The 24,786-nt window shown below is 68.1% G+C and carries 20 protein-coding genes; 9 read left to right on the top strand and 11 right to left on the bottom strand.

What is annotated here, in order from left to right:
* Positions 1–29: 29 nt before the first annotated feature.
* From ACLJPD_RS08370 to ACLJPD_RS08360, 3 genes are read right to left on the bottom strand one after another with little or no spacing between them, the layout of a single operon-like run.
* Complete coding sequence (locus ACLJPD_RS08370) at positions 30–1,112, bottom strand: hypothetical protein (protein ID WP_410871279.1); 1,083 nt, start codon at positions 1,110–1,112, stop codon at positions 30–32.
* Positions 1,113–1,156: 44 nt separating this feature from the next.
* The gene (locus ACLJPD_RS08365; RefSeq protein ID WP_410871277.1) at positions 1,157–3,655 is read right to left on the bottom strand and encodes a LuxR C-terminal-related transcriptional regulator; all 2,499 of its coding nucleotides are present in this window, start codon (positions 3,653–3,655) and stop codon (positions 1,157–1,159) included.
* A complete protein-coding gene (locus ACLJPD_RS08360) occupies positions 3,645–5,453 on the bottom strand; it encodes an Hsp70 family protein (protein ID WP_410871275.1) in 1,809 nt (602 codons plus the stop codon). The genes ACLJPD_RS08365 and ACLJPD_RS08360 overlap by 11 nt, the downstream gene beginning before the upstream one ends.
* A gap of 293 nt (positions 5,454–5,746) precedes the next feature.
* Here ACLJPD_RS08360 and ACLJPD_RS08355 point away from each other — a divergent pair, with 293 nt between their 5' ends.
* The 3 genes from ACLJPD_RS08355 to ACLJPD_RS08345 are packed head-to-tail and all read left to right on the top strand — an operon-like array spanning position 5,747 to position 11,360.
* A complete protein-coding gene (locus tag ACLJPD_RS08355) occupies positions 5,747–7,954 on the top strand; it encodes an IniB N-terminal domain-containing protein (RefSeq protein ID WP_410871274.1) in 2,208 nt (735 codons plus the stop codon).
* Positions 7,955–7,971: 17 nt separating this feature from the next.
* Positions 7,972–9,810 (top strand): dynamin family protein, encoded by a 1,839-nt coding sequence (locus ACLJPD_RS08350; protein WP_410871273.1) that lies wholly within the window; start codon positions 7,972–7,974, stop codon positions 9,808–9,810.
* Complete coding sequence (locus tag ACLJPD_RS08345) at positions 9,807–11,360, top strand: dynamin family protein (protein WP_410871271.1); 1,554 nt, start codon at positions 9,807–9,809, stop codon at positions 11,358–11,360. The genes ACLJPD_RS08350 and ACLJPD_RS08345 overlap by 4 nt, the downstream gene beginning before the upstream one ends.
* A 22-nt stretch (positions 11,361–11,382) precedes the next feature.
* Here the strand turns inward: ACLJPD_RS08345 and ACLJPD_RS08340 are convergent, their stop codons facing one another.
* The gene (locus ACLJPD_RS08340; protein WP_410871270.1) at positions 11,383–11,637 is read right to left on the bottom strand and encodes a hypothetical protein; all 255 of its coding nucleotides are present in this window, start codon (positions 11,635–11,637) and stop codon (positions 11,383–11,385) included.
* Between the two features lie 104 nt (positions 11,638–11,741).
* Positions 11,742–13,436, bottom strand: a complete 1,695-nt coding sequence (locus ACLJPD_RS08335; protein WP_410871269.1) for an MFS transporter — start codon at positions 13,434–13,436, stop codon at positions 11,742–11,744.
* A 110-nt stretch (positions 13,437–13,546) separates the two neighbouring features.
* Between ACLJPD_RS08335 and ACLJPD_RS08330 the strand changes: the two genes are divergently transcribed.
* The 6 genes from ACLJPD_RS08330 to ACLJPD_RS08305 all read left to right on the top strand — a co-directional run bounded on the left by ACLJPD_RS08330 (position 13,547) and on the right by ACLJPD_RS08305 (position 20,092).
* Entirely contained in the window at positions 13,547–14,011 is a 465-nt protein-coding gene (locus tag ACLJPD_RS08330; protein WP_410871267.1) for a MarR family winged helix-turn-helix transcriptional regulator, read from the top strand.
* Between the two features lie 253 nt (positions 14,012–14,264).
* The gene (gene dnaK, locus ACLJPD_RS08325) at positions 14,265–16,130 is read left to right on the top strand and encodes a molecular chaperone DnaK (protein WP_410871266.1); all 1,866 of its coding nucleotides are present in this window, start codon (positions 14,265–14,267) and stop codon (positions 16,128–16,130) included.
* Positions 16,127–16,690: a nucleotide exchange factor GrpE gene (gene grpE, locus ACLJPD_RS08320; protein ID WP_410871264.1), complete on the top strand. Its 564-nt coding sequence runs from the start codon at positions 16,127–16,129 to the stop codon at positions 16,688–16,690. Before dnaK ends, grpE begins: the two co-directional genes overlap by 4 nt.
* Positions 16,691–16,711: 21 nt before the next feature.
* Positions 16,712–17,908, top strand: a complete 1,197-nt coding sequence (dnaJ, locus tag ACLJPD_RS08315; protein ID WP_410871263.1) for a molecular chaperone DnaJ — start codon at positions 16,712–16,714, stop codon at positions 17,906–17,908.
* On the top strand, positions 17,908–18,309 hold the full coding sequence (locus ACLJPD_RS08310) for a heat shock protein transcriptional repressor HspR (protein WP_410871262.1): 402 nt from the start codon (positions 17,908–17,910) through the stop codon (positions 18,307–18,309). Before dnaJ ends, ACLJPD_RS08310 begins: the two co-directional genes overlap by 1 nt.
* 613 nt (positions 18,310–18,922) lie before the next feature.
* Positions 18,923–20,092: an FAD-binding oxidoreductase gene (locus ACLJPD_RS08305; RefSeq protein ID WP_410871261.1), complete on the top strand. Its 1,170-nt coding sequence runs from the start codon at positions 18,923–18,925 to the stop codon at positions 20,090–20,092.
* 9 nt (positions 20,093–20,101) lie between these two features.
* Here ACLJPD_RS08305 and ACLJPD_RS08300 read toward each other — a convergent pair whose 3' ends face one another.
* From ACLJPD_RS08300 to ACLJPD_RS08275, 6 genes are all read right to left on the bottom strand, one after another.
* Positions 20,102–20,860: an FAD-binding oxidoreductase gene (locus ACLJPD_RS08300; protein ID WP_410871259.1), complete on the bottom strand. Its 759-nt coding sequence runs from the start codon at positions 20,858–20,860 to the stop codon at positions 20,102–20,104.
* A 19-nt stretch (positions 20,861–20,879) separates the two neighbouring features.
* Entirely contained in the window at positions 20,880–22,037 is a 1,158-nt protein-coding gene (locus tag ACLJPD_RS08295) for an FAD-binding oxidoreductase (protein ID WP_410871257.1), read from the bottom strand.
* A 222-nt stretch (positions 22,038–22,259) separates the two neighbouring features.
* Positions 22,260–22,607: a hypothetical protein gene (locus ACLJPD_RS08290; protein WP_410871256.1), complete on the bottom strand. Its 348-nt coding sequence runs from the start codon at positions 22,605–22,607 to the stop codon at positions 22,260–22,262.
* Positions 22,608–23,096, bottom strand: a complete 489-nt coding sequence (locus ACLJPD_RS08285; RefSeq protein WP_410871255.1) for a hypothetical protein — start codon at positions 23,094–23,096, stop codon at positions 22,608–22,610.
* The gene (locus ACLJPD_RS08280) at positions 23,093–24,436 is read right to left on the bottom strand and encodes a hypothetical protein (RefSeq protein WP_410871254.1); all 1,344 of its coding nucleotides are present in this window, start codon (positions 24,434–24,436) and stop codon (positions 23,093–23,095) included. Before ACLJPD_RS08280 ends, ACLJPD_RS08285 begins: the two co-directional genes overlap by 4 nt.
* 4 nt (positions 24,437–24,440) lie before the next feature.
* Positions 24,441–24,722 (bottom strand): hypothetical protein, encoded by a 282-nt coding sequence (locus ACLJPD_RS08275; RefSeq protein WP_410871253.1) that lies wholly within the window; start codon positions 24,720–24,722, stop codon positions 24,441–24,443.
* Positions 24,723–24,786 lie beyond the last annotated feature (64 nt).

Raw genomic sequence — 24,786 nt, 5'->3', positions numbered from 1 at the left:
CTGGCGCGGTTACGGTCGCGCTACTGGATTCAGCGCGATCCCGGGATCGTCAGTGGCGCGGGGAGAACGCCCGGCGGGTAGGTCCCGAAGGGCGACCGAGGACGGCTGGTGGTGGGGCTCGGCGTGGTCGTCGGCGGGGCGGCGGTCGGTTCCGGGGTGGTTGCCGGTGGCGCCTCGGTGGTCGGCTCCGGCTCGACGGTGGCCGTGGTGACCGGCGGGGCTGTGGTCGTCTCGATGACCGGCTGCGGCACGGGTGCCGGGGTGGACGTCACCGTCTCCGGGCGGGCGTCCGAAATCGCAGGCGGCGTCGCTGTTTCGGGATCGCGGATCAAGACCGCGACCGCGACCCCACCGAGCAGCAGGCCGATGAGCGCGGCGGCGGCGATGAGCAAGGGCGTTTTGCTGCGGGTGGGTGTCGCGGCGGGCCCCACCGCGGGTTCGGCGACCGGCGCGACCGGCGCCATCGACTTCGTCGGCAGGGGCGAGACCGGCAACGCCGCCGAATACGCCTGCGCGGTCACCACGGGCGGCGGCAGCGCGGGCATCACATCGGTGGCGACCATGGCGTTCTCGGTGACGATCGGGTCGGGCGGGGTCGCGCCCGCCGGGGTCGCAAGCACCGCGACCAGCGCGGCCTCGGCGGCGGCATTGGCGAAGGTCTTGCCCGGATCGGCACCGTCGGTGGGCTGTGGCAGCTCGTCCTCGCCGAGCAGGGCCACCGATTTCAAGCCCAGGTAGTCCAGTGCCTCGCGCACGCCGCGCACGACCTCGGTCGACCAACCCGCGGGGTGGGTCGCGTAGAACTCGGCGGGGCCGCTGAGGTGCTCGGTGGTGAGATCGATCAGGCAGAACATGGCTGTCGCGAGCAGGTCTTCGGCGCGATAGGCCTCGCCGCCGTCGACATCCACCCCGGCCGGATCGCCGATCGCACGCACGAAACCGGCGATCGAGTGGGCGTGCCCGCTGGGCGCGGGTCCGCCCAGCGCGGCGTCACCGTCGTCGGACATGTGCAGAACACAAGCACGCTCGATCACCGCAACCGTGCCGTCCTCGGTGACCACCGTGGCGATGCATTCGTCATCGGCGATACGTAGGCCGACCCCAGTGGCCATCGGCGGAACACCCCTCATTTCGGCGTCGACATCGTCCGCGCGAGTCACACCAGCAGTTGGCCGTGTCCCATCGCGCGCAGCATTGACAGTAATTCCGATCGTGAACGCGCGCCTAGTCGACGTCGGATTCGCGCGACGTGATGCTCCACGGTCTTCGCGGAAATGTACAGCCTCGCGCCGATCTCGCGATAGGTCAGTCCGAGCAGGACCAGCTCGGCCACCTCGCGTTCGCGGTCGCTGAGCGCACCGGACTCGCTGGTCAGCGGCACGGAACCAGCAGGTGGCGGCAGTGGTGCGGTCGGCGGCGGCTCCACCGGCTGGGCTTGGGCTCGCACCGAGCGCGCGAGCTTGAGCAAGGCGGTCGCGGTCGTCGAATCGCCGGTGGCGAGGGCGGCCTCGCTGGCAAGGCGGGCGGCATCCCAGGTGAGTCCGAGTTCGGCCAGCGCCGACACCGCGGCCTGGACATCGGCGGCGGCCACCTGCCCGCGCAGCACGAGCACCCAGGTGCGCCCGGCGTCGGCCAGCACGGTGGCCTGGCGGTCGCCCGATTCCGCCGCCATCCTGAGTGCGTGGGCGTGGGGGAGCAGTGCGCTCGGCGACTCGGCGGCCAGAGCGGCCTGCACGCCGTACCAGTGGAAGGAATTGGTCCACGCCGGGGCGCGGCCCAGCTTGCGGACCAGGGCCATGGCCGCGTCGGCGAGCGGCTCGATTCGGCGCACATCGCGCAAGCGGATCCCCGCCAGCCACAGTTCGCCGATCGGCAACAGGCTCAACAGGTCGGCTTCCAGCTCGTCGAACAGTGGGCAGGCCGCCTGCCACGCGCGCGCCAGGACGGCGTGGTCACCGCTACGGCGGGCAAGTCCCACCGTCAGTGCGTGGGCGAGGAGTTGATCGCGTGGCGCGAGGGCGGCGATGTCGATTTCGGCGAGGGTGCTCGCGGCGCGGCGTTCGTCGCCGCCGAGCAGCGCGGTCCAGGCGGTCAGCACCGCGAGCTGTCGGCCGCCGATGCCTGCCGCCCGGCGCAGTGCGTCACCGGCGCGGCGCGGCTCGCCGCTGCCGAGGCAGAGCAGGGTGGTGATCGCGACAGCCGAGCAGGGGAGATAGCGGTCGTCGCCGGTGTTGCCCGCTTGGATCAGCGCGGAGATCGCCGCGGCCGTTCCGGTGCCGTGTGGGTCGAGCGATTCGTCGAGCGCGCTCGCGATCAGCCGAGCGCCCGCGTCGGCCTCGGTCGGCGGCCAGTGCGGTGCGGACGCGGACATGCGCGCGGCGCCGGCCTGGTCACCGGCCAGGGTGAGGACCATGGCGGCGGGGGCCCAGTCGGCACCGATCCGTTCCGGTCCGAGCCAGTTGTACAGTCCGGCCGCGCGGCTCACGAGGCCACGACGGGTGAGCACGCCCGCGCAGATTCGCACCGCGGCGACGAGTTCGGTGGGTGCGATGTTCTCGGCGGTCAGCAGCGGTTGCGCCAAACGCAGCGCGGTGTCGGTGTCGCCCGCGCGCGCGGCGGACTCGGCCCAGCGCACCGCGATCGACTCGACCGGTGCTCCCGCCGCGGCCGCCGCGGCGTAGCAACGGGTCGGCTCGTCGGATTTCTCGGCTGTGCGACAGAGGAAATCGGCGAGCCGGGCATCGACGACGCCGGACTCGGCCAGGATCAGCGCCGTGCGATCACGCAGGAGACCGGCGTCGAGGCGCGCGGCGAGCAGCCTGCGCTGCACATCGACATAGCGACGGTCGCCGAGCAACGTCCGCAGCGGACCGACGGCGGGTGCGAGCAGCAGGTCGGCATCGGTGACCAGGGCGCCCGCCCTGGCACGGTCGATCAACTCGTGCGCGGTGGCGGTGTCGACGCCGAGCACCTCGGTGAGTTCTGTCGCGTCCAGACCGGTTCCGGTCGCCGCGATGACCAGCGTTTCGAGCAGCTCGGGTTCGACCGCTTCCAGCAGCGACCGCGTCCAGGCGGTGACGGCTTCGTCGACCGCGGTCTCGCAGGTCCGCAGCGATGCCGCGTGCGCACCCGTCAGGGCCGCGACGACACCGCCGGGGATTCCCGCCGTCAGCTGATGGATGCGCAGTGCGAGCGGCTGGGACACGGACACGCCGAGTTCCCTGGCGAACGGGGTGATGTGGGCGCTGCCCAGCGCCCGCAGATCCACCGTGCGGCCGTTGCGCGCCACTGCGTCGGCCAGCGCGCGCAGCCGGGTGTCGTGTGGGCGCGGCTGGGTGGTCAGCACGAGCGAACGTTGTCCGGTTTCGATCGCCGCGCAGAGTGCGCGTAGCTCGGCGTCGCTGTAGCGGTGAACATTGTCGGCGACGAGCACTGCCCGGTCGGGGACCGCGTCCTCGACAGTGTCGGCCGTGAATTCGACGACCGGGATGCGGCGGTCGCGCAGGTGTGTGCGAACGGCATTGAGCAAGAAGGACTTTCCGGTTCCGGCGCGGCCGCGGATCAACAGGAGTACCGGCTGCTGGTCGGCGGTACCGAGTTCGCGGAAAACGGTGCGGGCGTTCGGGAAGGTGTCGAGAGCGATCTCAGCCACCATTTCCTCCGAGGATCCGACCCGGCAGTTGCGTTCCCGATTCGACGGTGTCGCCGACCGCGCCGCCCACGTCGTCGAGCAGCCCGCCGGGGTCGACCTGGATGGTGGGAACCTGCGGCCGGGTAGGTGCGGGAGCAGGAGCAGGAGCAGGAGCAGGCGCTGGGGCTGGTGCAGGAGCGGGTGCCGGGGCCTGCGCACCGGGCGGCGTTTGCGCCGGTTGCTGCGTGGCGGGACCTGGCTGGCCCGCAGGCTCCGGTGCTCCTTCGGCCGGTGTGCCGCCGCCTCCGGGGGCTGCGGCGGTGGGGGCTGCGGCGGGTGCCGGTGCTCCCGCCCCAGCTGTGCCGCCCGGGGTGGCGGCGTCGGTCGTGCCGACCTGGGTCGCACCAGGAGGCGTCGCGGCGCCGGGTCGTGCCGGGTCGGTGACCGCGACGTTTGTGCCGTTCGCGGCCCCGGCCGCTCCGCCGGCGCCGGTCGACGCGGGAGCGCCGGGAACCGGTGGGGCGCCGGTGGTCGCGGCGGGCCCGGTGGGCGAGAACCCAGTGCTGCCGCCGAGCGCGAGAGTGCCGGTCGCCAGCGCGGCCATGGTCAGTGCTGCCGCCGCGATGATCGCCGCGCGTTTGGCCGTGAACATCTTGGTCGGCGCGGGCTCGGACGGCGGCAACGCGAATTGCTCGACGGCCGGTGCCACGGCCACCGAGGCCGGTGCCACCGGTACGACGGTGATGGCCTCGGTGGGCACGCTGATCGCGGCCACATCGAGGGCGATCTCGGCCGCGCCCTGTGCCGCGCAGGTCGCCGGGTCGGCGCAGGCGATCACCGGCAGACCGAATTCGGTGGATATCAGCTCGGCGACCAGCGGGATCGCACCACCACCGCCGGTGAGCAGCACCCGACCGATGTCGTCGAGAGTGAGGTCGGCGCGGCGCACCGCGTCCCGGATCAGGTTCATCGAGTCGAGCAGGATCGGGCGGAGCAGATCTTCGATTTCTCCCCGCGTGAGCCGGACCTTTTCGGTGCGGACGGCGGGGTTGAGCACACCGACCGGAACCGCCGTCGCGGTAATTCTGGAGAGTTCTTCTTTCGCGGTTCGGCAGCGTTCCCGCAGTGCCGACAATTCGTCTTCGACAACGGGGTCGAAGGGGTTGATGTCGTTTCCGCCCAGCGCATTTGCCAGCACGTAGCGGATCGTCAGCAGATCGAATTCCGAACCGGCGATCGCGGTGGCGTGTACCGGGACGCCGAGCAGTCCGGCCTGTTCGCCGGTGCGCAGGACTGTCACCGTCAATCCGCTGGCGCCGAGGTCGTAGACGACCAGCGCGCCGTCGTCGAGCAGTCCGCGCTCGATCTCGTATCGGCGCACCGCGGCCAACGGCTCGGGCACCAGCGTCACCTCGGGCAGGCCCGCTCGCGCGAGTGCGGCCCTGGTTGCCTCGACCGTCTGCTCCGGCCACCATGCCGGGCAGCACGCGACGGTGGTCGGCGCCTCGGTGGATTCGGTTGTGGCGCTGGAAAGCTCGGCGATCAGTGCGCGGGTCGCGGCGGCGACCAAATCGGCCGCGTCGTGGGTGGAACCGTCCTCTGCCAGCAGATCTACCGGATCGCCGACCCTGGAGAGGTAGTCGTCGATGATCACCCCGCGCTGGTGGCGGGTCGTATCGGCGAAGCCCACCGATCCGTCGGCGCCGAGCGACAACGCGCTGCGATGGGTACGAACGGTGGCATCGGCCCCGTCGGCTGTCGTGGCCGCAGCGACCGAATTCGCGGCTCCGACAGTGATGCCGAGCGCCAGACGCTCTGTCATTGGACAACCCCGTTCGCAGGACTTTCGGTGGACCGGTCAGACGCTTGTGCGCGGCGAGATCGCCGATGTCGGGCGTCCCATCCGATCTGTCGGTTGCCAGCGGAGAGCTGTTACCTGCGGTGGGGCAAGTATGGGGAAATTCCCCTAATCGGCGATGGGCCCCTAATGGGTGTGCCCGGCATGAACTAGGTATTCGCCCCATTACCTGTAACGACGGGCTCACCTAGCGTGAAAGACATTCCAACGACAAACAGATCGGGCCTCCCGCCCATGATCTGGAGGAGCTGATCTCGATGACACCGAACGCGATTCTGGAGTTCATCCTCAATCTGCTGCGCGACCAGGACGCCGCGGCGACCTACTGCGCCAACCCGTGCCAAGCGCTGGCCGAGGCAGGCCTGGTGGTGACCCCGGAGGACATTTCCGCCGTCGCCCCGATGGTGGCGGAATCCGCGCTGGTCTGCGGCGGCTCCCAGCTGCAGGCGATCGTGGCGGCCGGCGCCGCGGCGAGCACGAGCGCGGCCCTCGCCTCCACCGCGACCGCCGCCGCCGCCGTCACCGCGGCCGCGGCAGCCGACGCCGAACTCGACCTCGGCTTGGACGTCGGCCTCGGCGCCGTCGCGTCGGTTGCCGCCGACGCCGCCGCCCAGGTAGGCGCCGGCCTCGACGTCGCCCTGAACGCCGTCACCGGCGCGAACGTGGACGTGAACACCGACCTGGCGGCCGACCTCGCCGCCGGCGTAACCGCTGGCCTCAATGGCGCCGTGAACGGTGCGGTCGGTGTGGGTGGCGATCTTGCCGCCGGACTCAATGGTGCTTTGAATGGCGCGGTCGGTGTGGGTGGCGGTCTTGCTGCCGGCCTCAACGGTGCTGTGAACGGTGCGGTCGGTGTGGGTGGCGATCTTGCCGCCGGTTTCAACGGTGCTTTGAATGGTGCGGTCGGTATCGGTGGCGATGTGGCTGCCGGCGTCGGTGGTGCGCTGAATGGCGCGGTCGGCGCGGGTGCTGACCTTGCTGCCGGCCTCAACGGTGCTGTGAACGGTGCGGTAGGCGTGGGTAGCGATCTTGCCGCAGGATTCGACGGTGCCCTGACCGGCGCGGTCGACGCGGGCGCCGATCTCGGGACCGGGGTGGACGCTGCGCTGGGTGGCGTGGCCGGTGCTGGTGTCGGTTTGGGTGGTGTGTTGTCGGGTGCGGTCGACGCAGGTACGGATCTTGCGGCCGGTCTCGATGGTGCGGTCGATGTGGGTGCCGGTCTCGGCGGTGCGCTGAACGGCGCGGTGGGTGCTGATGTCGACGGTGCACTGAACGGGGCAGTGGGCGCGGGTGGCGATATCGCTGCCGGTCTCGGCGGTGGACTCGATGTCGGGCTGAGCGGGGCGACCACCGCGGTCGGTGGGCTCGCGGCAGGCGTGAACGGTGGGCTCGGTGCGGTGGCCAACGTGGGGGCGCAGGCGGCCGGTGGTCTCGGTGCCGCCGCGACCACCACGGCGATCACCGGTCTCGACGGTGTGGTCGGCGCGGGCGCGGAGTTCGGCACCGGCCTGGAAACCGGACTCGGTGGTGCCGCCTCGGCGGGCACCGACCTGATCGGTGGCTTCACCGGTGGGGCTAGTGGTGAGTTCGGTGTCGACGGTCTGCTCATCGGCGACGGCTCGGGCCAGGTCACGACCGGTGTGGAATCAGCGCTGTCCACGACGACAGGTATCGGGCTGACCACCGGTCTCCAGGGTGGCCTCGACACCGCAACGACTTTCGGCACTGATGTGACCGGCTCCGTCACCTCGGGCGCGCAGACTGGTCTCGGTGCGGCGATGGAGTCGGGTGTCGGCCTGGCCGGTGGCGCGCAGGCAGGGTTGAACGGCGCCGTCGAGTCCGGTGTGGGTCTGGCCGGTTCCGCGACCGGTGGTGCGCAGGCAGGCTTGGGCGGTCTCGCCGAGTCCGGTGTGGGTCTGGGTGGATCGGCGACCGGTGGTGCGCAGGCTGGTTTGAACGGTGTCGCAGACGCGGGCGCCGGCCTCGCGGGTTCCGCTGTCGGCGGTGCGCAGACGGGGTTGACCGGTGCCGTGGAGACCGGTGTCGGCCTGACAGGTTCCGCGACCGGCGGCGCCGAAACCGAGACCGGTCTCGAGACGGGCCTCGGCGGCTTCGGTGACGCGGGACTGTCGGGCGCGGTGACCGGCGGCGACCAGTTCGCGGGCGGCTTCACCTCCGCCGTCGACGGCACGGCGCAGGGCAGCACCGCCGCGGTCGGCGGCCTCACCGGCCAGTCAACGGCGACCTCGACGACCCAGGCCGACGCGTACGGCACCGTCGGCGCGCCGACTCAGGGTGCGGTCACCACCGCCGCCGACACCTGGTCCGCGGTCGACGTATCGAGCGCCTTCGGTTCCGGCCTGCACGGTTCCGCACTCGGCGGGAGCGAGGCGTCGCTGTTCGGTGAATCGAGTACCGTCACCGACACCGGTGCCGACGTGCACACCGACGGACTGTTCCACTGAGCGAAACGGGCGCGGCGATGGCGATTCTCGCTCCGAATGTGGTGCCGCTGGCGACGGTGTTGTCCGACGCCGTCGCGGCGGCCCACGCCGCGGGTCGCGACGATCTGGTCGGTCGGCTGGAGAAGGTGGCCGAGCGGGTGCGCGACCCGCGGCACCGGGTTGTCGTCACCGGTCAGCTCGGTCAAGGCAAGAGCCGGTTCGTCAACGCACTGCTCGGACTGGACGTGTGCCCGGTCGGCGACGACGCGACCACCGTGCTTCCCCTTCAGCTGTCCTACGGCGAGCAGCAGCGGGCCTACCTGGTGCTCACCGCACCGGGCACCGACGAATCGCGAGTGGAGATCCCGTTCGACGAAATCGGCGCCGTCGACACCCGCAGCCCGCTCGCACAGGGCAGACAGATCATCCGGATCGAGGCCGAGCTGCCGAGTCAGTTGCTCGCCGACGGCATCGTCCTGATCGATACCCCGGGCGTCGGCGGACACGGAAGTGCTTGCGCAGCAGGTGTACTCAGCCTCGCCGCGGCCGCCGACGCGGTGCTCGTACTCTCCGATGCCTCCACCGAGCTCACCGAACCCGAGCTCACCTTCGTCGGGCAGATCCGCGAGATGTGCCCCTCGGTCGCTGTCCTGCTCACCAAGACCGATCTGTATCCGCATTGGCGGCAGGTACTCGAGGCCGACCGCGCCCACCTGACCCGCGCGCAGGTCGATGTCGCGCTGATCCCGGTGTCGGCTCTGCTGCGCGCGCACGCCCTGCGTCTGCAGGATGCGCAACTGGGCAAGGAGTCCGGCTTCGGCGTGCTGTTCGGTTTCCTGCGCGATCGGGTCGTTGCCCGCGATCAAGCGGTCACGCGCCAGGCTGTGGCCCGCGAATTGCATTCGGCAGCAGAGCATCTGGCGCTGGCGCTGGGCAGCGAACTGGTCGCGCTGCGCGATCCGGCGAGCTGCACGGCCGCGGTCAACGAGTTGCAGTCGGCGCGCGCGGCCGCCGAGGAACTGCAGCGGCGAACCGCCAGCTGGCAGCAGACTCTGGCCGACGGCATCACCGACCTCGTCGGCGACGTCGACCACGACCTACGCGACCGCCTGCGCGGCATCGCCCGCACCGGCCAGGAGTGGATCGACGAGAACGACCCCGGCCGACATTGGGGCGCGATCACCGAATGGCTCACCGGCTCCGTCGACACCGCGCTCGGCGACAACCTGCTGCTGACCCACCGCCGAACGGAGCTGCTCGCGCAACGGATCGCGGACCACTTCAACGAGGTCGGCGCGGTCGATCTGCCTGCGGTACACGCCGGGATGGACGACGAGAGCGGCCTGGTCAGCTCGGGTTCGCTGGCTGATCTGGAGCCGGATATCGGTTTCACCAGCAAGGTGCTCGTCGGCATGCGCGGCTCCTACGGCGGCGTGCTGATGATCGGCCTGGCCACGACCTTCGCCGGTCTGGCCATGCTGAACCCGATCTCCCTCGGTGCGGGCCTGATCGTCGGCGGCAAGGCCTATCGCGACGACAAATCGGCCCGACTGGCGCGTCGCCGGATCGAGGCCAACGGCGAGGTGCGCCGGTTCCTCGACGACGTGGCATTCCAGGCGGCCAAGGACACCAAGGACCGGCTGCACCGCATCCATCGCGCACTGCGCGACCACTTCGCCGGTGTGGCCGAGCGCAGCCTGCGCTCGATCGACGCCTCCCTGCGCGCCGCACAGGACGCCGCGGCGATGGCCGCCACCCACCGCGCCGAGCGCACCGTCGTGCTGGAACGCCAACTGCACGCGGTCGCCGAGCTGCGCCGATACGCGGAATCCATGCAGGTCGACTCGAGACGGGCTGACGGTACGGTATCTGGGTGACCCACCGTTTCGACACCGCCGCGCCCGGCGACCGGACCGCACCGAGGATCCTGACCGAGGCGCACGAGCTGGTCGGCGCGGCGGCGCGGGCGTTCGACCGGGATGACTACGCACGCACGCTGCTCGCCGAATGTGACTATCGATTGCGTGAGCCGCTGCGGGTGGCGCTGGCCGGTTCGATCAAGGCCGGCAAGTCGACGCTGTTGAACGCGCTGGTCGGCCAGGCTGTCGCGCCGACCGACGCCACCGAGTGCACCCGCGTCGTCACCTGGTACCGCGACGGCGCCACCCCCACGGTCACCGCGCACGCGGCCGACGGCTCGCGCGCGAACGTGATCGTGCGTCGCGGTAGTGGCGCGCACGGCCTGACCTTCGACCTGACCGGTCTGAACTGGAACGCGCACAGCCCCCGTGAGGTGGACCATCTCGAGGTCGGCTGGCCCTCGGCCGCCTTGTCGCAGACCACGATCATCGACACCCCCGGCACGTCGTCGCTCTCGCGTGAGGTGTCGCTGCGCACCGCGCGATTGCTCACTCCCGCTGATGCCGAGGGTGATCGCGCCGCGCCGATCTCGGTGCCCGGCGCCGATGCCGTCGTCTATCTGTTGCGCCGTCTCGATGCCACCGACGTGAGCTTTCTCGAGCAGATCGGTGCGGGCGCCGGTGGTGCGGGCCCGCTCGGTGTGATCGGGGTGGTGTCGCGTGCCGACGAGATCGGTTCCGGTCGCATCGACGCGCTGCATTCGGCTCGCGATGTGGCCGCCCGGTTCGCCGGCGAGCTGGAGCGAACCGGCTTGTGCCAGGCGGTGATTCCGGTCGCGGGCTTGCTGGCGTTCGCCGCCTCGACGCTGCGGCAGCCGGAGTTCGCGGCGTTCGAGGCGCTGTCGGCGGTGCCCGCGGAGGACCTGGGGGTCGCATTGCTCTCGGCGGACCGCTTCGCCCGCGCCGATATCGCGCTGCCGGTCGCCCCGGAACTGCGTGCGCAGCTGGTGGATCGCTTCGGCCTGTTCGGTATTCGGATGGCCACCATGCTGATCCGACTCGGCGTTCGCGATTCCTCCTCACTGGCAGCGGAATTGGCGGCTCGTAGCGGCATCGAGGAACTGCGCTCGGTCCTCGAGATCCAATTCGGCCAGCGCGCCGATGAACTGAAGGCGCATTCGGCACTGAGCACCCTGGACCGGATCCTGGCCGCCTACCCTGGCGCCGAGGCCGATCGCCTGCGGCCTCGCGTGCGTGCCCGGCTCGCCGACGTGCACGGTTTCACCGAACTCCGCCTGCTCGGCCGCCTGCGCACCGACGAATTACCCCTGCCCCCACCGGTACTCGCCGACCTACACCGCATTCTCGGCGGCGCGGGCGTGGCGGCGCACCTGCGTCTGGGTTTGCCCGCCGATTCTGACTTGAATTCTTTGCGTGCCACGGCTTTCGCCGCCGTCCGCACTTGGCGGGCGCGAGCGGGCCATCCACTCGCTGACCAATCGACCGCTACCGCCTGTCGCGCCGCGGCCCGCAGCGCCGAGGGAGTCCTGGCCGAACTCCCTCGGTGAACAGCGATGGCGCCGGACGCGATCAGAGGTAATTCGCGGTCCCCGAGGAACTTCCGGTCCCGTAACCCAAGGTCGTCGCGAGCCGTCGCACCGCGTTGATCGCGTTGCCCAACGGCCCGGCATCGGCGCAGAGCGGCAGGGACGGGCATCCGTCATCCGCCACCGCGGCCACGGCACCGCGCCCGGTATCCGCCGAAGCGGTCGCCGCGGGCCCCACCACGAGCCCGGCGACAACCGCTCCGCCAACCATCAATGCACTGATTCCACGCTTGACCATGAGGCGAAACTATCGAATCGCCGAGCACCCCGCTGCCCCCCAAAAGCTGGGGCACAGACTATCAATCACTGTCGTCCTGCGTTCGGTTGCTATACCTCATTGTTTCATACTGTGACGATTTCTGGTTCGGGGTCGAGAGTCGGCGGCTTCAGCTTGGCGTCCTTCGGCAAGGCGAAGAAGCCGAGGCATACCAGCAGCAGACTTCCTATTCCGTAGAACAGCGTGTAGCGGAAGGTTTCGGCGAAGTTCACCGCGTTCGCCTCCGAGCCCGCTTCGGCGAGTATGCGCGAGATCTGCTCACTGCCAGGCTGATTCGTTGGCAGCTGGCAGCTGACGGGGGCAACGGACGGGTCGGCCAGCGCCGACCGATCGTGCACGCAGTCCGCGAACCCGACCAGAATCTGATCCTGCGTGGACAGCGGCACGCCGGCAGTGGCGAGTTCGGCGCGAATCAGCGGCGTCGCCTTCTCGACGCCGCGGTCCGAATTTTGTTCCAGCGCAGCGAAGAACAGCACTCCGACCAGGGTGACGCCGAGCGCGGTGCCCAGCTGTTGTCCGGTATTGAGCAACCCCGACGCCGAACCCGCTTCGCGCACGGGCACCTGGCCGAGCAGCAGATCGAGGGTCGGGGCGACCACCATGCCGAACCCGGCCCCGGTCAGTATCAGCGGCAGGACCATCTGCCACGAGGTGAACTCGCTGCCATAGCGCACCGCCATCGCACCGAAGATCGCGAACCCGACCGCGTTCACCAACGCGCCGATGATCAGCACCCGGCGCCCGAATCGTGCCGCGAGTACGCCCACCGACATGCCCGCGCCGACGCCCGCGCCCACCGCGAAGAACGCCGCGGTGAGACCCGCGCGCATCGGCGTCCAGCCGAGCCCCGCCTGCATGAACAACGTCCACACCAGGAAGAAGCCGCCCATGCCGATCCAGAACAGCAGCCACGCACCGAGTCCGACGGCGAACGGCCGGGACCGGAACAGCCCGAGATCGACCAGGGGTGATCGCCCGGCCCGCGTCAGTGCCCGCTCATAGAGGAGGAAGGCAATGAACACGCCGACGGCGCCCATCATCATCGCGAAAGTCCATGCGGGCCAACCGAGCCGACGGCCCTCGGCGAGCGGGAACACCAGCAGCAGGATGGCCGCGACCGCCAGCACCATGCCGACGGGATCGAGCTTGGGCGCACTGGGAGATTTGGAGTCGGTCATCACGAAGGCCGCGGCGATGAACCCGGCGATGCCGACGGGAATGTTCACCAGGAAGATCGGCCGCCAGGCAAGGCCGAAAAGGTCCGCCTGGACCAGCACGCCACCGAGTGCGAGGCCGACGGCCGAGGCCGACCCGCCGACCCCGCTGTAGATGGCGATCGCCTTGGCGCGCTCCTCTTTCGGGAAGGTGGTCTGGATGATGGCGAGAATCTGCGGCACCATCAGCGCGCCCATCGCGCCCTGTGCGAAGCGGGCCGCGATCAGGATATTCGGGTCGGTCGCCAGGCCGCACACCGCCGATGCGAGCGTGAAACCGGCTATGCCGGTGAGGAATACGCGCTTGCGCCCGTATATGTCACCGAGCCGTCCGCCGGTGATGAGCACGGCGGCGAAGGCGAGGACGTAGGCGGCGATGATCCATTCGATCTGCGAGTACTCGGCCCGCAGGTCGCCCTGGATGCTCGGTATCGCCACGTTGACGATGGTCACGTCGAGCAGGTCCATGAAGCCTGCGGCGAGCACCACTGCGAACGCGATCCAGCGCCGCGGATCCGCGGCGGGCTGGGTAGTGGAGGTAGTCACGATGGTCTCTCTTCGATCGAGGGATGGAGACCTTCAAACTATGCACCTCAAGTGATTATCAATCAAGAGGGCAATCATCAATGGTGCGTTGATTGGCGTATCGTAGGGGTGTGACCGACCCGACGCAGCTGTCGACCCACGCCGGATTCCTCCTCGGCCAACTGGGCTTCCACGCCGCCTACCGCTTCAGTGACCTCTTGGCGCCGCTCGGCATCAAGCCCCGTCATTTCGGCATGCTGAAACTGTTGAACGCCCACGACGGGCGCACCCAGCAGGAGCTCGGCGAGGCGCTGGAAATCCACCGCAACGTCATGGTCGGACTGGTGGACGACCTGGAAAAACGCGAGCTCGTAGAACGCCGCCGCCACCCCGCCGACCGCAGAGCCCACGCCCTCCACCTACTCCCCGCCGCCCACGCGCTCCTTGCCGAAGCCGAGCGGAGAGTCGCCGAACTCGACGCCGAACTCCTGTCCCCCCTTGCTCCCGCCGACCGCGCCCTCTTCCTCGATCTTCTCCGCCGAACGGCGGAAGGCAACGGCCTGCGCCCCGGCATCCACCCGGGCCTCACCCGCTGAGACCGTCACGATCCCGCATCGGGGGTCGCGGTTGAGCGCACCCGTGGCAAGAATGGCCCGGGGGGCAGGAAAATATTTCGAGGCGGCGGGAATGTATCGCCGCAGGTGCTGGTTGTGTAGATCGACAACGTTGAGCGCACCAGACTCAAGTCCAGGTTGACTCTCGGTAGATCTCGAGGGCAGGATTGAGCCCACTACGCTCAGTGTTGCTGAGACTGTTGTCCTTGAACGCCAAAAACAGGAGGAAACCACTATGGCTCGTGCGGTCGGAATCGACCTCGGGACCACGAACTCCGTCGTCGCCGTGCTCGAAGGCGGCGAGCCGGTCGTCGTCGCGAACTCTGAAGGCTCGCGCACCACCCCCTCGATCGTCGCCTTCGCGAAGAACGGCGAGGTTCTCGTCGGTCAGCCCGCGAAGAACCAGGCGGTCACCAACGTCGACCGCACCATCCGCTCGGTCAAGCGCCACATCGGCACCGACTGGAACGTCGAGATCGACGACAAGAAGTACACGCCGCAGGAGATCTCCGCGCGCACGCTGATGAAGCTGAAGCGCGACGCCGAGGCTTACCTGGGCGAGGAGATCACCGATGCGGTGATCACCGTCCCGGCCTACTTCGAGGACGCTCAGCGCCAGGCCACCAAGGAAGCCGGCCAGATCGCCGGTCTCAACGTGCTGCGCATCGTCAACGAGCCCACCGCGGCCGCGCTCGCGTACGGCCTGGACAAGGGCGACAAAGAGCAGACCATTCTGGTCTTCGACCTCGGTGGCGGCACCTTCGACGTTTCGCTGCTGGAAATCGGCGAGGGCGTTGTCGAGGTCCGCGCGACCTCCGGTGACAACCACCTCGGTGGCGACGACTGGGACGAGCGCGTCGTTTCCTGGCTGGTCGACAAGTTCAAGGCGTCGCAGGGCATCGACCTGACCAAGGACAAGATGGCCATGCAGCGTCTGCGTGAGGCTGCCGAGAAGGCCAAGATCGAACTGTCCTCGGGCCAGAGCACCTCGATCAACCTGCCCTACATCACCGTCGACGCGGACAAGAACCCGCTGTTCCTCGACGAGCAGCTCACCCGCTCGGAGTTCCAGAAGATCACCTCTGATCTGCTGGATCGCACCCGTGCGCCGTTCCAGTCCGTGATCAAGGACTCGGGCCTGAACGTGGCCGATATCGACCACGTCGTGCTCGTCGGTGGCTCCACCCGTATGCCCGCCGTCTCCGACCTGGTCAAGGAACTGACCGGTGGCCGTGAGCCGAACAAGGGCGTGAACCCGGACGAGGTCGTCGCCGTCGGCGCGGCTCTGCAGGCCGGTGTCCTCAAGGGCGAGGTCAAGGACGTCCTGCTGCTCGATGTCACCCCGCTGTCGCTTGGCATCGAGACCAAGGGTGGCGTGATGACCAAGCTCATCGAGCGCAACACCACCATCCCCACCAAGCGCTCCGAGACCTTCACCACGGCTGACGACAACCAGCCTTCGGTGCAGATCCAGGTGTTCCAGGGTGAGCGCGAGATCGCCTCGCACAACAAGCTGCTCGGCTCCTTCGAGCTCACCGGTCTGCCCCCGGCCCCGCGCGGCGTGCCGCAGATCGAGGTCACCTTCGACATCGACGCCAACGGCATCGTGCACGTCACCGCGAAGGACAAGGGCACCGGCAAGGAAAACAAGATCAAGATCCAGGACGGCTCCGGTCTGTCCAAGGAAGAGATCGACCGCATGGTCGCCGACGCCGAGGCGCACGCCGCCGACGACAAGGCGCGCCGTGAAGAGGCCGAGACTCGCAACCAGGCCGAGTCGCTGGTGCACCAGACCGAGAAGTTCATCAACGAGCAGAAGCTGAGCGAGGGTGGCGCACAGGTCTCCGCCGATCAGCTTGCGAAGGTGGAGAACGCGGTCGCCGAGGCCAAGCAGGCGCTGGAAGGCACCGATATCTCCGCGGTGAAGTCGGCCGTGGAGAAGCTGGCCACCGAGTCGCAGGCCCTCGGCCAGGCGATCTACGAGGCCAGTGCCGCCGCCGACGCGCAGTCCGGCAACGGTGCGGGCCCGAGCCAGGCCGATGATGATCAGGTCGTCGACGCGGAGGTCGTGGACGAGCCGGTCGACACGGACAAGAAGTGACCGAGGCGAACTCCTCGGAGCAGGAGTTGGTCGACGACATCCTGGAAGACACCGCGGACGAGAACGCGGAGGCCGCCACGGCGGACTCCGCCCTCGACGCCGAGGTTGTCGAGCCGGAGAACGACGAGCTGGCCGAGCGCACCGCCGACCTGCAGCGGTTGACCGCGGAATACGCGAACTACCGCCGCCGTGTCGAGCGCGACCGCCAGGCCAACATCGATGCCGCCAAGGCGTCGGTGGTCACCGAACTGCTCGCGGTGCTGGACGATCTGGATCGGGCGAGGGCGCACGGCGACCTCGACACCGGCCCGTTGAAGTCCGTCGCCGACAAGCTCGAGACCGCGCTCACCAAGCAGGGTCTCGTCGAATTCGGTACCGCCGGTGACCCGTTCGACCCCACGCTGCACGAGGCAGTGCAGCACGAGGGCTCGGGCGCCGACCCGGTGATCGGCATCGTCATGCGCAAGGGCTATCGCTTCGGCGACCGGGTGCTTCGGCACGCGTTGGTCGGGGTAACTGACGCGGAGGCATCGGACGCAGATGCCGACGCGAACGAGTAATAGGAAAGGAGGGGATGCCCGGTGAGCCAACGGGAGTGGATCGAGAAAGACTTCTACAAGGAGCTGGGTGTCTCCGCCGGCGCCTCGCAGGACGAGATCAAGAAGGCCTACCGCAAGCTGGCCCGTGACCTGCACCCGGATTCCAACCCGGGTGACACCAAGGCCGAGGAGCGGTTCAAGACCGTCAGCGAAGCCAACGCGGTGCTGTCGGATCCGGCCAAGCGCAAGGAGTACGACGAAACGCGCCGCATGTTCGCGGGCGGCGGTGGTGGCGGACGGGCCTACGGCGGCGGCGGGTTCACTCCCGGTGCGGGCGGCGGCTTTTCGCAGGACTTCAATATCGGTGACATCTTCGGTCAGGCCGGTGGCACCGGCGCAGCGGGTGACGGCGGGCTGGGCGATCTGCTCGGCGGGCTGTTCAACCGGGGTGGCGCCGGTGGCCGGGCGGCGGCTCGTCCGCGTCGCGGCTCCGATGTGGAGACCGAGACGACCCTGGGTTTCCGTGAGGCGGCCCAGGGTGTCACCGTTCCGCTGCGGATGACCAGTCCCTCGCCGTGCACCACCTGTCACGGCAGCGGTGCCAAGCCGGGCACCAGCCCGCGCGTGTGCCCGCACTGCAACGGTGCGGGCGTGGTCAGCCGTAACCAGGGCGCGTTCGGTTTCAGCGAGCCCTGCGACGACTGCCGCGGCACCGGGTCGATCATCGACGACCCGTGCACCGACTGCTCGGGCAGCGGCATCCAGAACCGCACGCGCACCATCACCGTCCGGATCCCACCGGGCGTCAGTGACGGTCAGAAGATCCGGTTGGCCGGTCAGGGCGAGGCGGGTCTGCGCGGTGCGCCTTCGGGCGATCTGTATGTCAGCGTGCACGTCAGCCAGGACAAGGTCTTCGGCCGTCAAGGCGACGACCTCACCCTGGTGCTCCCCGTGAGCTACAGCGAATTGGTTCTGGGGACAACAGTTTCCGTGCCGACGCTGGACGGCCGGGTCGGTGTGAAGGTGCCCCCGGGCACCGCTGACGGGCGTATCCTGCGGGTGCGGGGTCGTGGTGTACCCAAGCGTGGTGCGGCGGGCGGCGCCGGTGATCTGCTGGTCACGGTGAAGGTCGCGGTGCCGCAGTCACTCGACTCCGACGCCACCGATGCGCTCAAGCGTTATCAGGAGGCGGAGAAGGCCAGTGGCTTCGAACCGCGGGCAGGATGGGCGGGTGCTTGATGTCCGATAATCCGAATTCCGTTTCGGGTGCGACCTCGCGCGCCGAGTTCTTCATGATCTCGGTGGCGGCTCAACTGGCGGGGATGCACGCGCAAACGCTGCGTACCTACGACCGGCTGGGTTTGGTCACCCCGCAACGGACCTCGGGTGGCGGACGCCGTTATTCGGCCCGCGATGTCGAGGTGCTGCGCGAGGTGCAGCGCCTGTCGCAGGACGAGGGCGTCAATCTCGCTGGCATCAAGCGCATCATCGAACTCACCAATCAGGTGGAGGCGTTGCAGCAGCGAGTCGAGGAGATGAGCGCGGAGATGGAGCGGTTGCGGGCGGGCTACCGGCCCGATCTGTCGCCGCCCGCACGCAGTACCGCGCTCGTGGTGTGGCAGCCACGGCATCGGCGCTGAGCTTTTCGATCCGACGAGCCTCCGGTTCGATATCCGCCGCGGCGGATGCCGAGCCGGGGGCTCGTCGGTCTCCGGTCAACCCCCGGCGACCGCCTGGTGACTCTCCAGCAACTCACTTATTCGTGATCTTGTTGAACGGAGATGCCGTCGCGGCGCGCTGAGGTGCGGATTCATCACGACGAACGTCCAAAAGTTTGCTGTCGGGATGCTGAAATCGGATCAATCAGAAGGCATTTCGACGTTCACGACCCGCCGGTCCTGGGTACCTACCCCGCGTGTCATGGCCCGGCGCGTCGGGCTGCGACTGCTGTCGACGTAGCGGAAAGGTCGCTCTACCAGGGCCGTTGGTCACCAATTGTCTGATATGCCGGGCGCTTTGAACATTCGTGCCCCGCTGTTCACCCGCGATTAACGGTCTTCAGGTATGTTTCTAAGGGAAACTACTAGGAACCGCCTGGTATATCTAGAATTACATGCGTGATGTTTAAGAGTACGATTCCTAAGCTGGCAAACCTCGCCTAGACTTCTCGCATCGGCTGCTGACGAGTGTCCTCCCAGCCCGTCACTCGCCGGCGCGGCTAGCGTTCGATGGCGAAACGAGGTTGTGACACATATGGATTCGCGGACTGTCGCTTTGATCCGTACTACGTTCAAGGCGGTTGCTGCTGAAGAAGGTGGATCCGAGAAGCTGTCGAGGTCGTTCTACTCGATCCTCTTCACGGACTACCCCGGTGTCCGCGACTACTTCCCGGCTGCCATGGATTCCCAGCGCGACCGACTGGTCACGGCGATCTCCTACGCCCTCGAACGCCTCGAGGAGCCCGACAAGCTCCTCCCGTTCCTGGCCCAGCTCGGGCGCGACCATCGCAAGTACGGCGTGCAACCGGCGCACTATGTGGCCGTGGCCAACTCGCTGAAGAAGGCCCTGCGGGTGTTCGCGGGCACCGAGATGTGGACCGACGAGGTCGCCAACGCCTGGGACGAGGGTCTGGCCACCATCAGCGGCGCGATGATCAGCGCTGCCGACAAGGAGACCACCCCCGCCGCCTGGACCGGCACCGTCGTCGAACATCGCGAGGTGCTGCGCAACCTGTCCATCGTGCGCGTGCAACTCGATCAGCCGATGCAGTACGCCGCGGGCCAGTACCTCAGCGTGGAGATCCCGTCGCGGCCCCGGATGTGGCGCTATCTCTCGCCCGCGAATCCGGCCAACGTCAACGGCGAGATCGAATTCCACGTTCGCGGCGTGCTCGGAGGCTGGGTGAGCCCCGCCATGGTGGCGCACACCGCCGTCGGCGATCAGTGGCGACTCGGCTCCCCCCTCGGCGGCCTCGGCGTACCACGCAACACCAAACGCAAGATGCTGATGGTCGGGTGCGGCACCGGCATCGCCCCCTTACGCGCCCAGATCATGGCGATGGCCCAACGCCGAGTGAACCCGAAGGTTCACCTCTTCGTCGGCGGCCACCACCCCTGCGACCTCTACGACCTCCAGGTCCTGAGCCAACTGGCCATCGCCAACAAATGGCTCACCATCACCCCTGTCACCGAAAGTGACGAAAACCCCTGGTGGTACTATGATTCCGGTGAGCACCACCCAGATCTACCAGGCCTGGAGCCCCGCATGACCGGCCAGATAGGCAAGGTAGTAGCCAGCTACGGCCCGTGGGCCGACCGCGACGTCCAAATCGTAGGCTCCCCGTCGATGGTCCAAACCACCAAGTTCCGCTTGATGGCAGCAGGTACACAAGCCCAATCGATCCGCCACGACCCCTTGTTCTGACTCGCGGTCTCAGGCGCCTTCGGAAGTGATGTTCGTTGGGGGAGTTCCTGATTGGATCAGGCGGTCGACGGTGGTGCGAACCATCGCGGGGGAGCCGCACACCAGCACTTGATGTTTGGTGAAGGGTCCGTGGGCGGCGGCGACGTCGGCGAGGGTGCCGTGCAGCATTTCCTCGGGAGCGAAGCCCACGTCGGAACGAGTCTGCTCGTGCCATTCATCGCGCACCGCAGGGTCATCCGGAGTCTCGACAACGGGAATGACCGAAAGCCACGGCAATTCGTCCGCCAGCAGGAACAGCATGTCGTTGGCGTAGAGGTCGCGAGGCGAGCGCCCACCGAAGAACAGGTAGGTGCGTGGCGGGGTGTCGCGGCGGGCCAGGTCCAGGATCTGGGCGCGCATCGGTGCCAGGCCGGTACCACCGGCGATCATCACCACCTCCACAGCGTCGGGATCGACCGCGAAAACCCCGTGGGGAGCATTGATTCGCCACTGATCACCGGGTTGGGTGTCGCCGACGATAGAACTCGAACACCACCCACCGGGCACCGTCCGCACATGGAATTCGAGCTTGCCGTCCAGCGAGGGCGGCAGCGCGGGGGAGAACCGCCGCCGCACCCCTGGATGCTGTGGCACTTCCACCTCCACCGAACCCCCGGCTTCGAACGGCACGAAATCGCCGATCAGCCGGATCACCGCGAGGTCGTGGCGCAACCGGTGGTGACCGACGACGGTGGCCGTCCAAGCGGGGTCGGGAAAAGCGTTGCTCATCATCCTCTTTCGCGAAGGGTCAGACAGGATCGGCAGCGATGATCTCACTCGGTGTACCGGCTCGCAGGAGCGCGTAACGGGTGTTGGCGATCATCGACGGCGATCCCGCGATCTGGATCTGCCGGTCCGACCACGCCCCGAAGCTGGTCACCACCGCTCCCAGATTACCGACCAATCGCCGCGGCATGCCCATCGGCGGTGTGCCCGAATCTTCGGGATACCACCAGGGATTGGCGCGTTCCTCGCAGACCGGCACCACGGTCAACCACGGATTGGATTGCGAGAGCTGCCACATGTTGTCCACGTCGTAGAGGTCGCCGGGGTAGCGCCCACCGGTGAAGAAGTGCACGCGCGGATTGATCCCCCGCTGGCTCATCTCGATCAGCTGTGCTCGCAACGGCGCGATCCCCGTGCCGGAGCCGATCATCAGCACATCGCGCCCCGACTCCCGATCCACCTGCAAGCCGCCAAGCGGCCCGGCGATCTTCCACCGATCCCCGACCTTGGTGTCGTTGACGATCGCCGGACTCACCCAGCCACCACTGATCCGCCGCACATGGAATTCGATCTCGCCATACGGGTTCGCGGGGATGGCGGGGGAGAAGTAGCGCCACATATTCGGCCGCTGCGGCACCGCGACCGGCACATACTGCCCGGCCTTGAAGGGAATGGGTCCGTCGGCCTGTAGTCGCACGATCGCCAGATCGTCGAGCACCCGCCGGTGACCGACCACGGTCGCGTCCCAGTACGGCTGCGAGGTGTCCTCGTTCGCCCCGATCGCCATCGACGCCGAGATCAGCAGCGTGATGTCGCGCCAGCCCTCGTCGAGTTCCCTGGTCCAGCGGTTGCCGTGGTAGGTGCGCAGCGCCGCGAGCAGCGCGCGTCCGGCCATGTCGTAGTGGTCGGCTTCGACGCCGTACTTGCGATGATCGCGGGCCAGTTGCTCGAGGAAGCGCTGGGCGCGTTCGAAGTCCTCGAGATGGTCGAGGACGAACTGCACCGCCGTCGTGATCCGCTTGGCCTGCATGTCCATGGCAGGCGGAAACAGCTCACGTAATCTCGGATCCTGGGCGAACAGGTGACCATAGAAAGCGCTGATCAGCCGCTCGGAACCACCGGGTGTCTCGGCCACCCCGCGGAAATCGGCGCGGACCAGCGCAAGCGAACGCGCATCCACGTCGTCAAGCTCCGTTTCTCTACAATTGCTGCAAAGTGGCCCCGCCCTGCGACGCGGCCATTACCAGTATCCCCCGAAACCACCGTCTCGGTGCGGGGATGCTCATCACGCCCGTTCCCGGCAGCACGGATCGTAAACCCCGTACTCCCGATCAGCGCGGTCTCCCCGTCATCGATACGCGTCGGTGATCTTGTGCGCTGCGCGGGACGGGTTTCGCGGGCGCTACCAGCCGTGTTCGAAGATGCTCGGGTCGTCTTCGGGATCGGTCGGTTCGGCCGGTGCCGGCGTGAACACCACGGTATCGGCCGAGGTGAACGCCATCGTCGATTCTACCAGCGGGTCAGCCGTGAGTTCGTGCATCGCGGCGGTGACCCGTGGTTGCATCTGCCGTACCGCGAGCTGATAGGCCGCGAGGATCGCCTCGCCCTGCGGGCCGCTGACCGCGACCACCTGGTTCTCGGCGTCGACCTCTACCGTCACGCCGTCGACGGTGCCGGTGCCACGAATCGACTCCAGCGCCTGCTGTGCCCGCAGGACTTTGAGGCCGAGCTCGTCGTATCGACTCGACACTCAGCCCCCGGCGGTAGCGGTGAAGACGAGAATCGGTCGGTCGGTGTGCAGGTATCCGGTCGCCGTGCCGTTCCATTCGGTGCCGCCGCCGAGCGCGGTGTCGAAGTCGGGACCGGTGGTGTAGGTGCCAGCGGGCACGAGGGCTTGCACGACATCGGGCAGTGCCGGTGGCTGCGCGGGTTCTCCGGGCACGTAGCGGGTGCGCAACGCGGCCGCGGTGTCGGGGTGCAGTTCGACGACGGCGTCGACCCAGTAGGTGGTCGGACCAGGTGCCCGGCCGCTCGCGTTGTTTCTGCCGACCCAGGACACCGCGACCGGGGTGCCGATTATCGGGAAGTATTTCTGCAGGGTCTGCGGGTCGTGGCGCAGTTCGTCGGACACGCTGCGGGTCCTTTCCTGCGAGTCGGAAGATGTGGTGGAACAGCCGAAGACGGCCAGCGTGGCGAGCGGAACCGCGAGCAGGGCGGCGATGCCTTTCGGTGGCGTCACTTCGGGCGGGCCTCTCCGGTGCTGCGATCGTTGTCCGGCATGCGGCCGTTGTCGCCGTCGTCGCGGCCGTCGGAGCGATCCTCGCGACCAGGGTTACGGTCCGGATTCGAGGTGTCGGTGGTCGTCGCGCTCGACGGCGGCTGCCCGAGTTCCCAGGACACCGTCCGGGTCACGCTGCCGTGCGATTCGAAGGGTTTCGCCCAGCCGATCTCGGCGAACCGACCGTTTTGCGAATCCGGTGCGCCGGTCGCGATATCGCTCTTGCCCTTGTCGAAATTGTAGTAGTCCTCGGCTTCCACGGTGACATCCATGACGACCCGGTTACCTTCGACGCGGACGTTGGCGTGGCTCCACTGCTGATGCCCCCCGATCGCCTTCTGCCAATTCTCGGTGCTCGTGCGTGCGGTTGTCGGATCACCGGTGATCGCGAAGTCCTTGTTGCCGGTTCTCGCGAAGTAGTCCGCGGCGGCGGCCGTGCTGGCGATCTCGGTATCGACAGCGCTACGAACCGATGGGTCTTCTTTGTAGGCCTCGTTGTAGTCGAATTTCATTCTTTCGCCGTTGTTGTCCCAGTAGTGCCGGTACAACGCGGTGGCGTCGTCCAATTCGGACTTGATGTATTCCCCGCCGAGCAGCTTGGCCTGCCACTTCTGTTTGTCGAGCCAGTCCTGGAAGTTGGAGTCTTTCGAGTTGTAGATGAATGTGTCGTCGTGCTTGACCCCCGGCCGTTTCGGGTCGCCGAGCCGATATCTGCCGTCCGGGGAGACCGACATCGATGGCAGGTTCGGTATCGACGCGGTGGGCTTGTCCTTCAGCGTCTGCAGTGCGTCGACCCCGAGTTTGATCGAGCTGGCGGCCTGCTGCTCGCCGGTGCCGAAGTTTTTGAGCAGGGCCGTCAGCTGGGTCTGGAACCACGCCGCCTGACCGTCGAGCTTGGCCTGCATGACGTACGCCATCAGCGTGCCGGAGGTCGCCGGATACTTCGGCGCGGTGACGGTGCCGTCGTCGGCGACCTTCATGCCCGCCGCGGGCGCGGCATTGTCGACGATGTTCAGCACCGCCGTGCGCGTCCCGTCCAGCTGGGCGCCGTAGGTCTTGTAGTACTCCGCGACGGAGGTGACCACTTCGTCGATTCGCGTGCCGATCAATTTCTGCGAGACCGAACCGGCCGATGCCGCCGCGCTCGCGACGCCCTTCCAGCCGTGCACGGTCTTGTCGACAGCGGAGGCCATATTTCTGACCTGCTCGGTGAATTCGCCGGTTCCGGTGGTGAGGGCCGCGCCGAAGCTCACCATTGTCGAGGGCCGGCAGCCGCGCACATGGCTGATCGTCGTCGCCATCGGCTCAGGCCAGCTTTCGGAACTGTTCCCCGAAGGCGTGGTCGACCTCTTCGTATGTTTTCGCGCCCGCCCCGGCTACCCGAGCCATCTGTCCGATGCGGTCGCCCATCGCGTGAAACGCTGCCTCCGCGTTCTCGTCGATGGCCGTGCTGACGCTGTGCACGGGCGAGCCCGGCATGGTGACAGCGACATCCAACGTGATGGCGGCGATGAGATCGGCCTGCCCTGTCAATGTCTTGCCCAGCTCCCGCAGCGCAGTCGCGTCTACCTGCAGAATCTCAACCATGGGTCTCCCCGTCGCAGCTGTCGAACCTTTCCCTGCGCGCGACCATAACCGATCGAGATTCCTT

Source organism: Nocardia sp. A7 (assembly GCF_046549215.1).
In the GTDB taxonomy this organism is placed as follows: domain Bacteria; phylum Actinomycetota; class Actinomycetes; order Mycobacteriales; family Mycobacteriaceae; genus Nocardia.
Note: the sequence above shows the minus strand (reverse complement) of the source record. Positions and strands in the feature narration are given on the sequence as shown.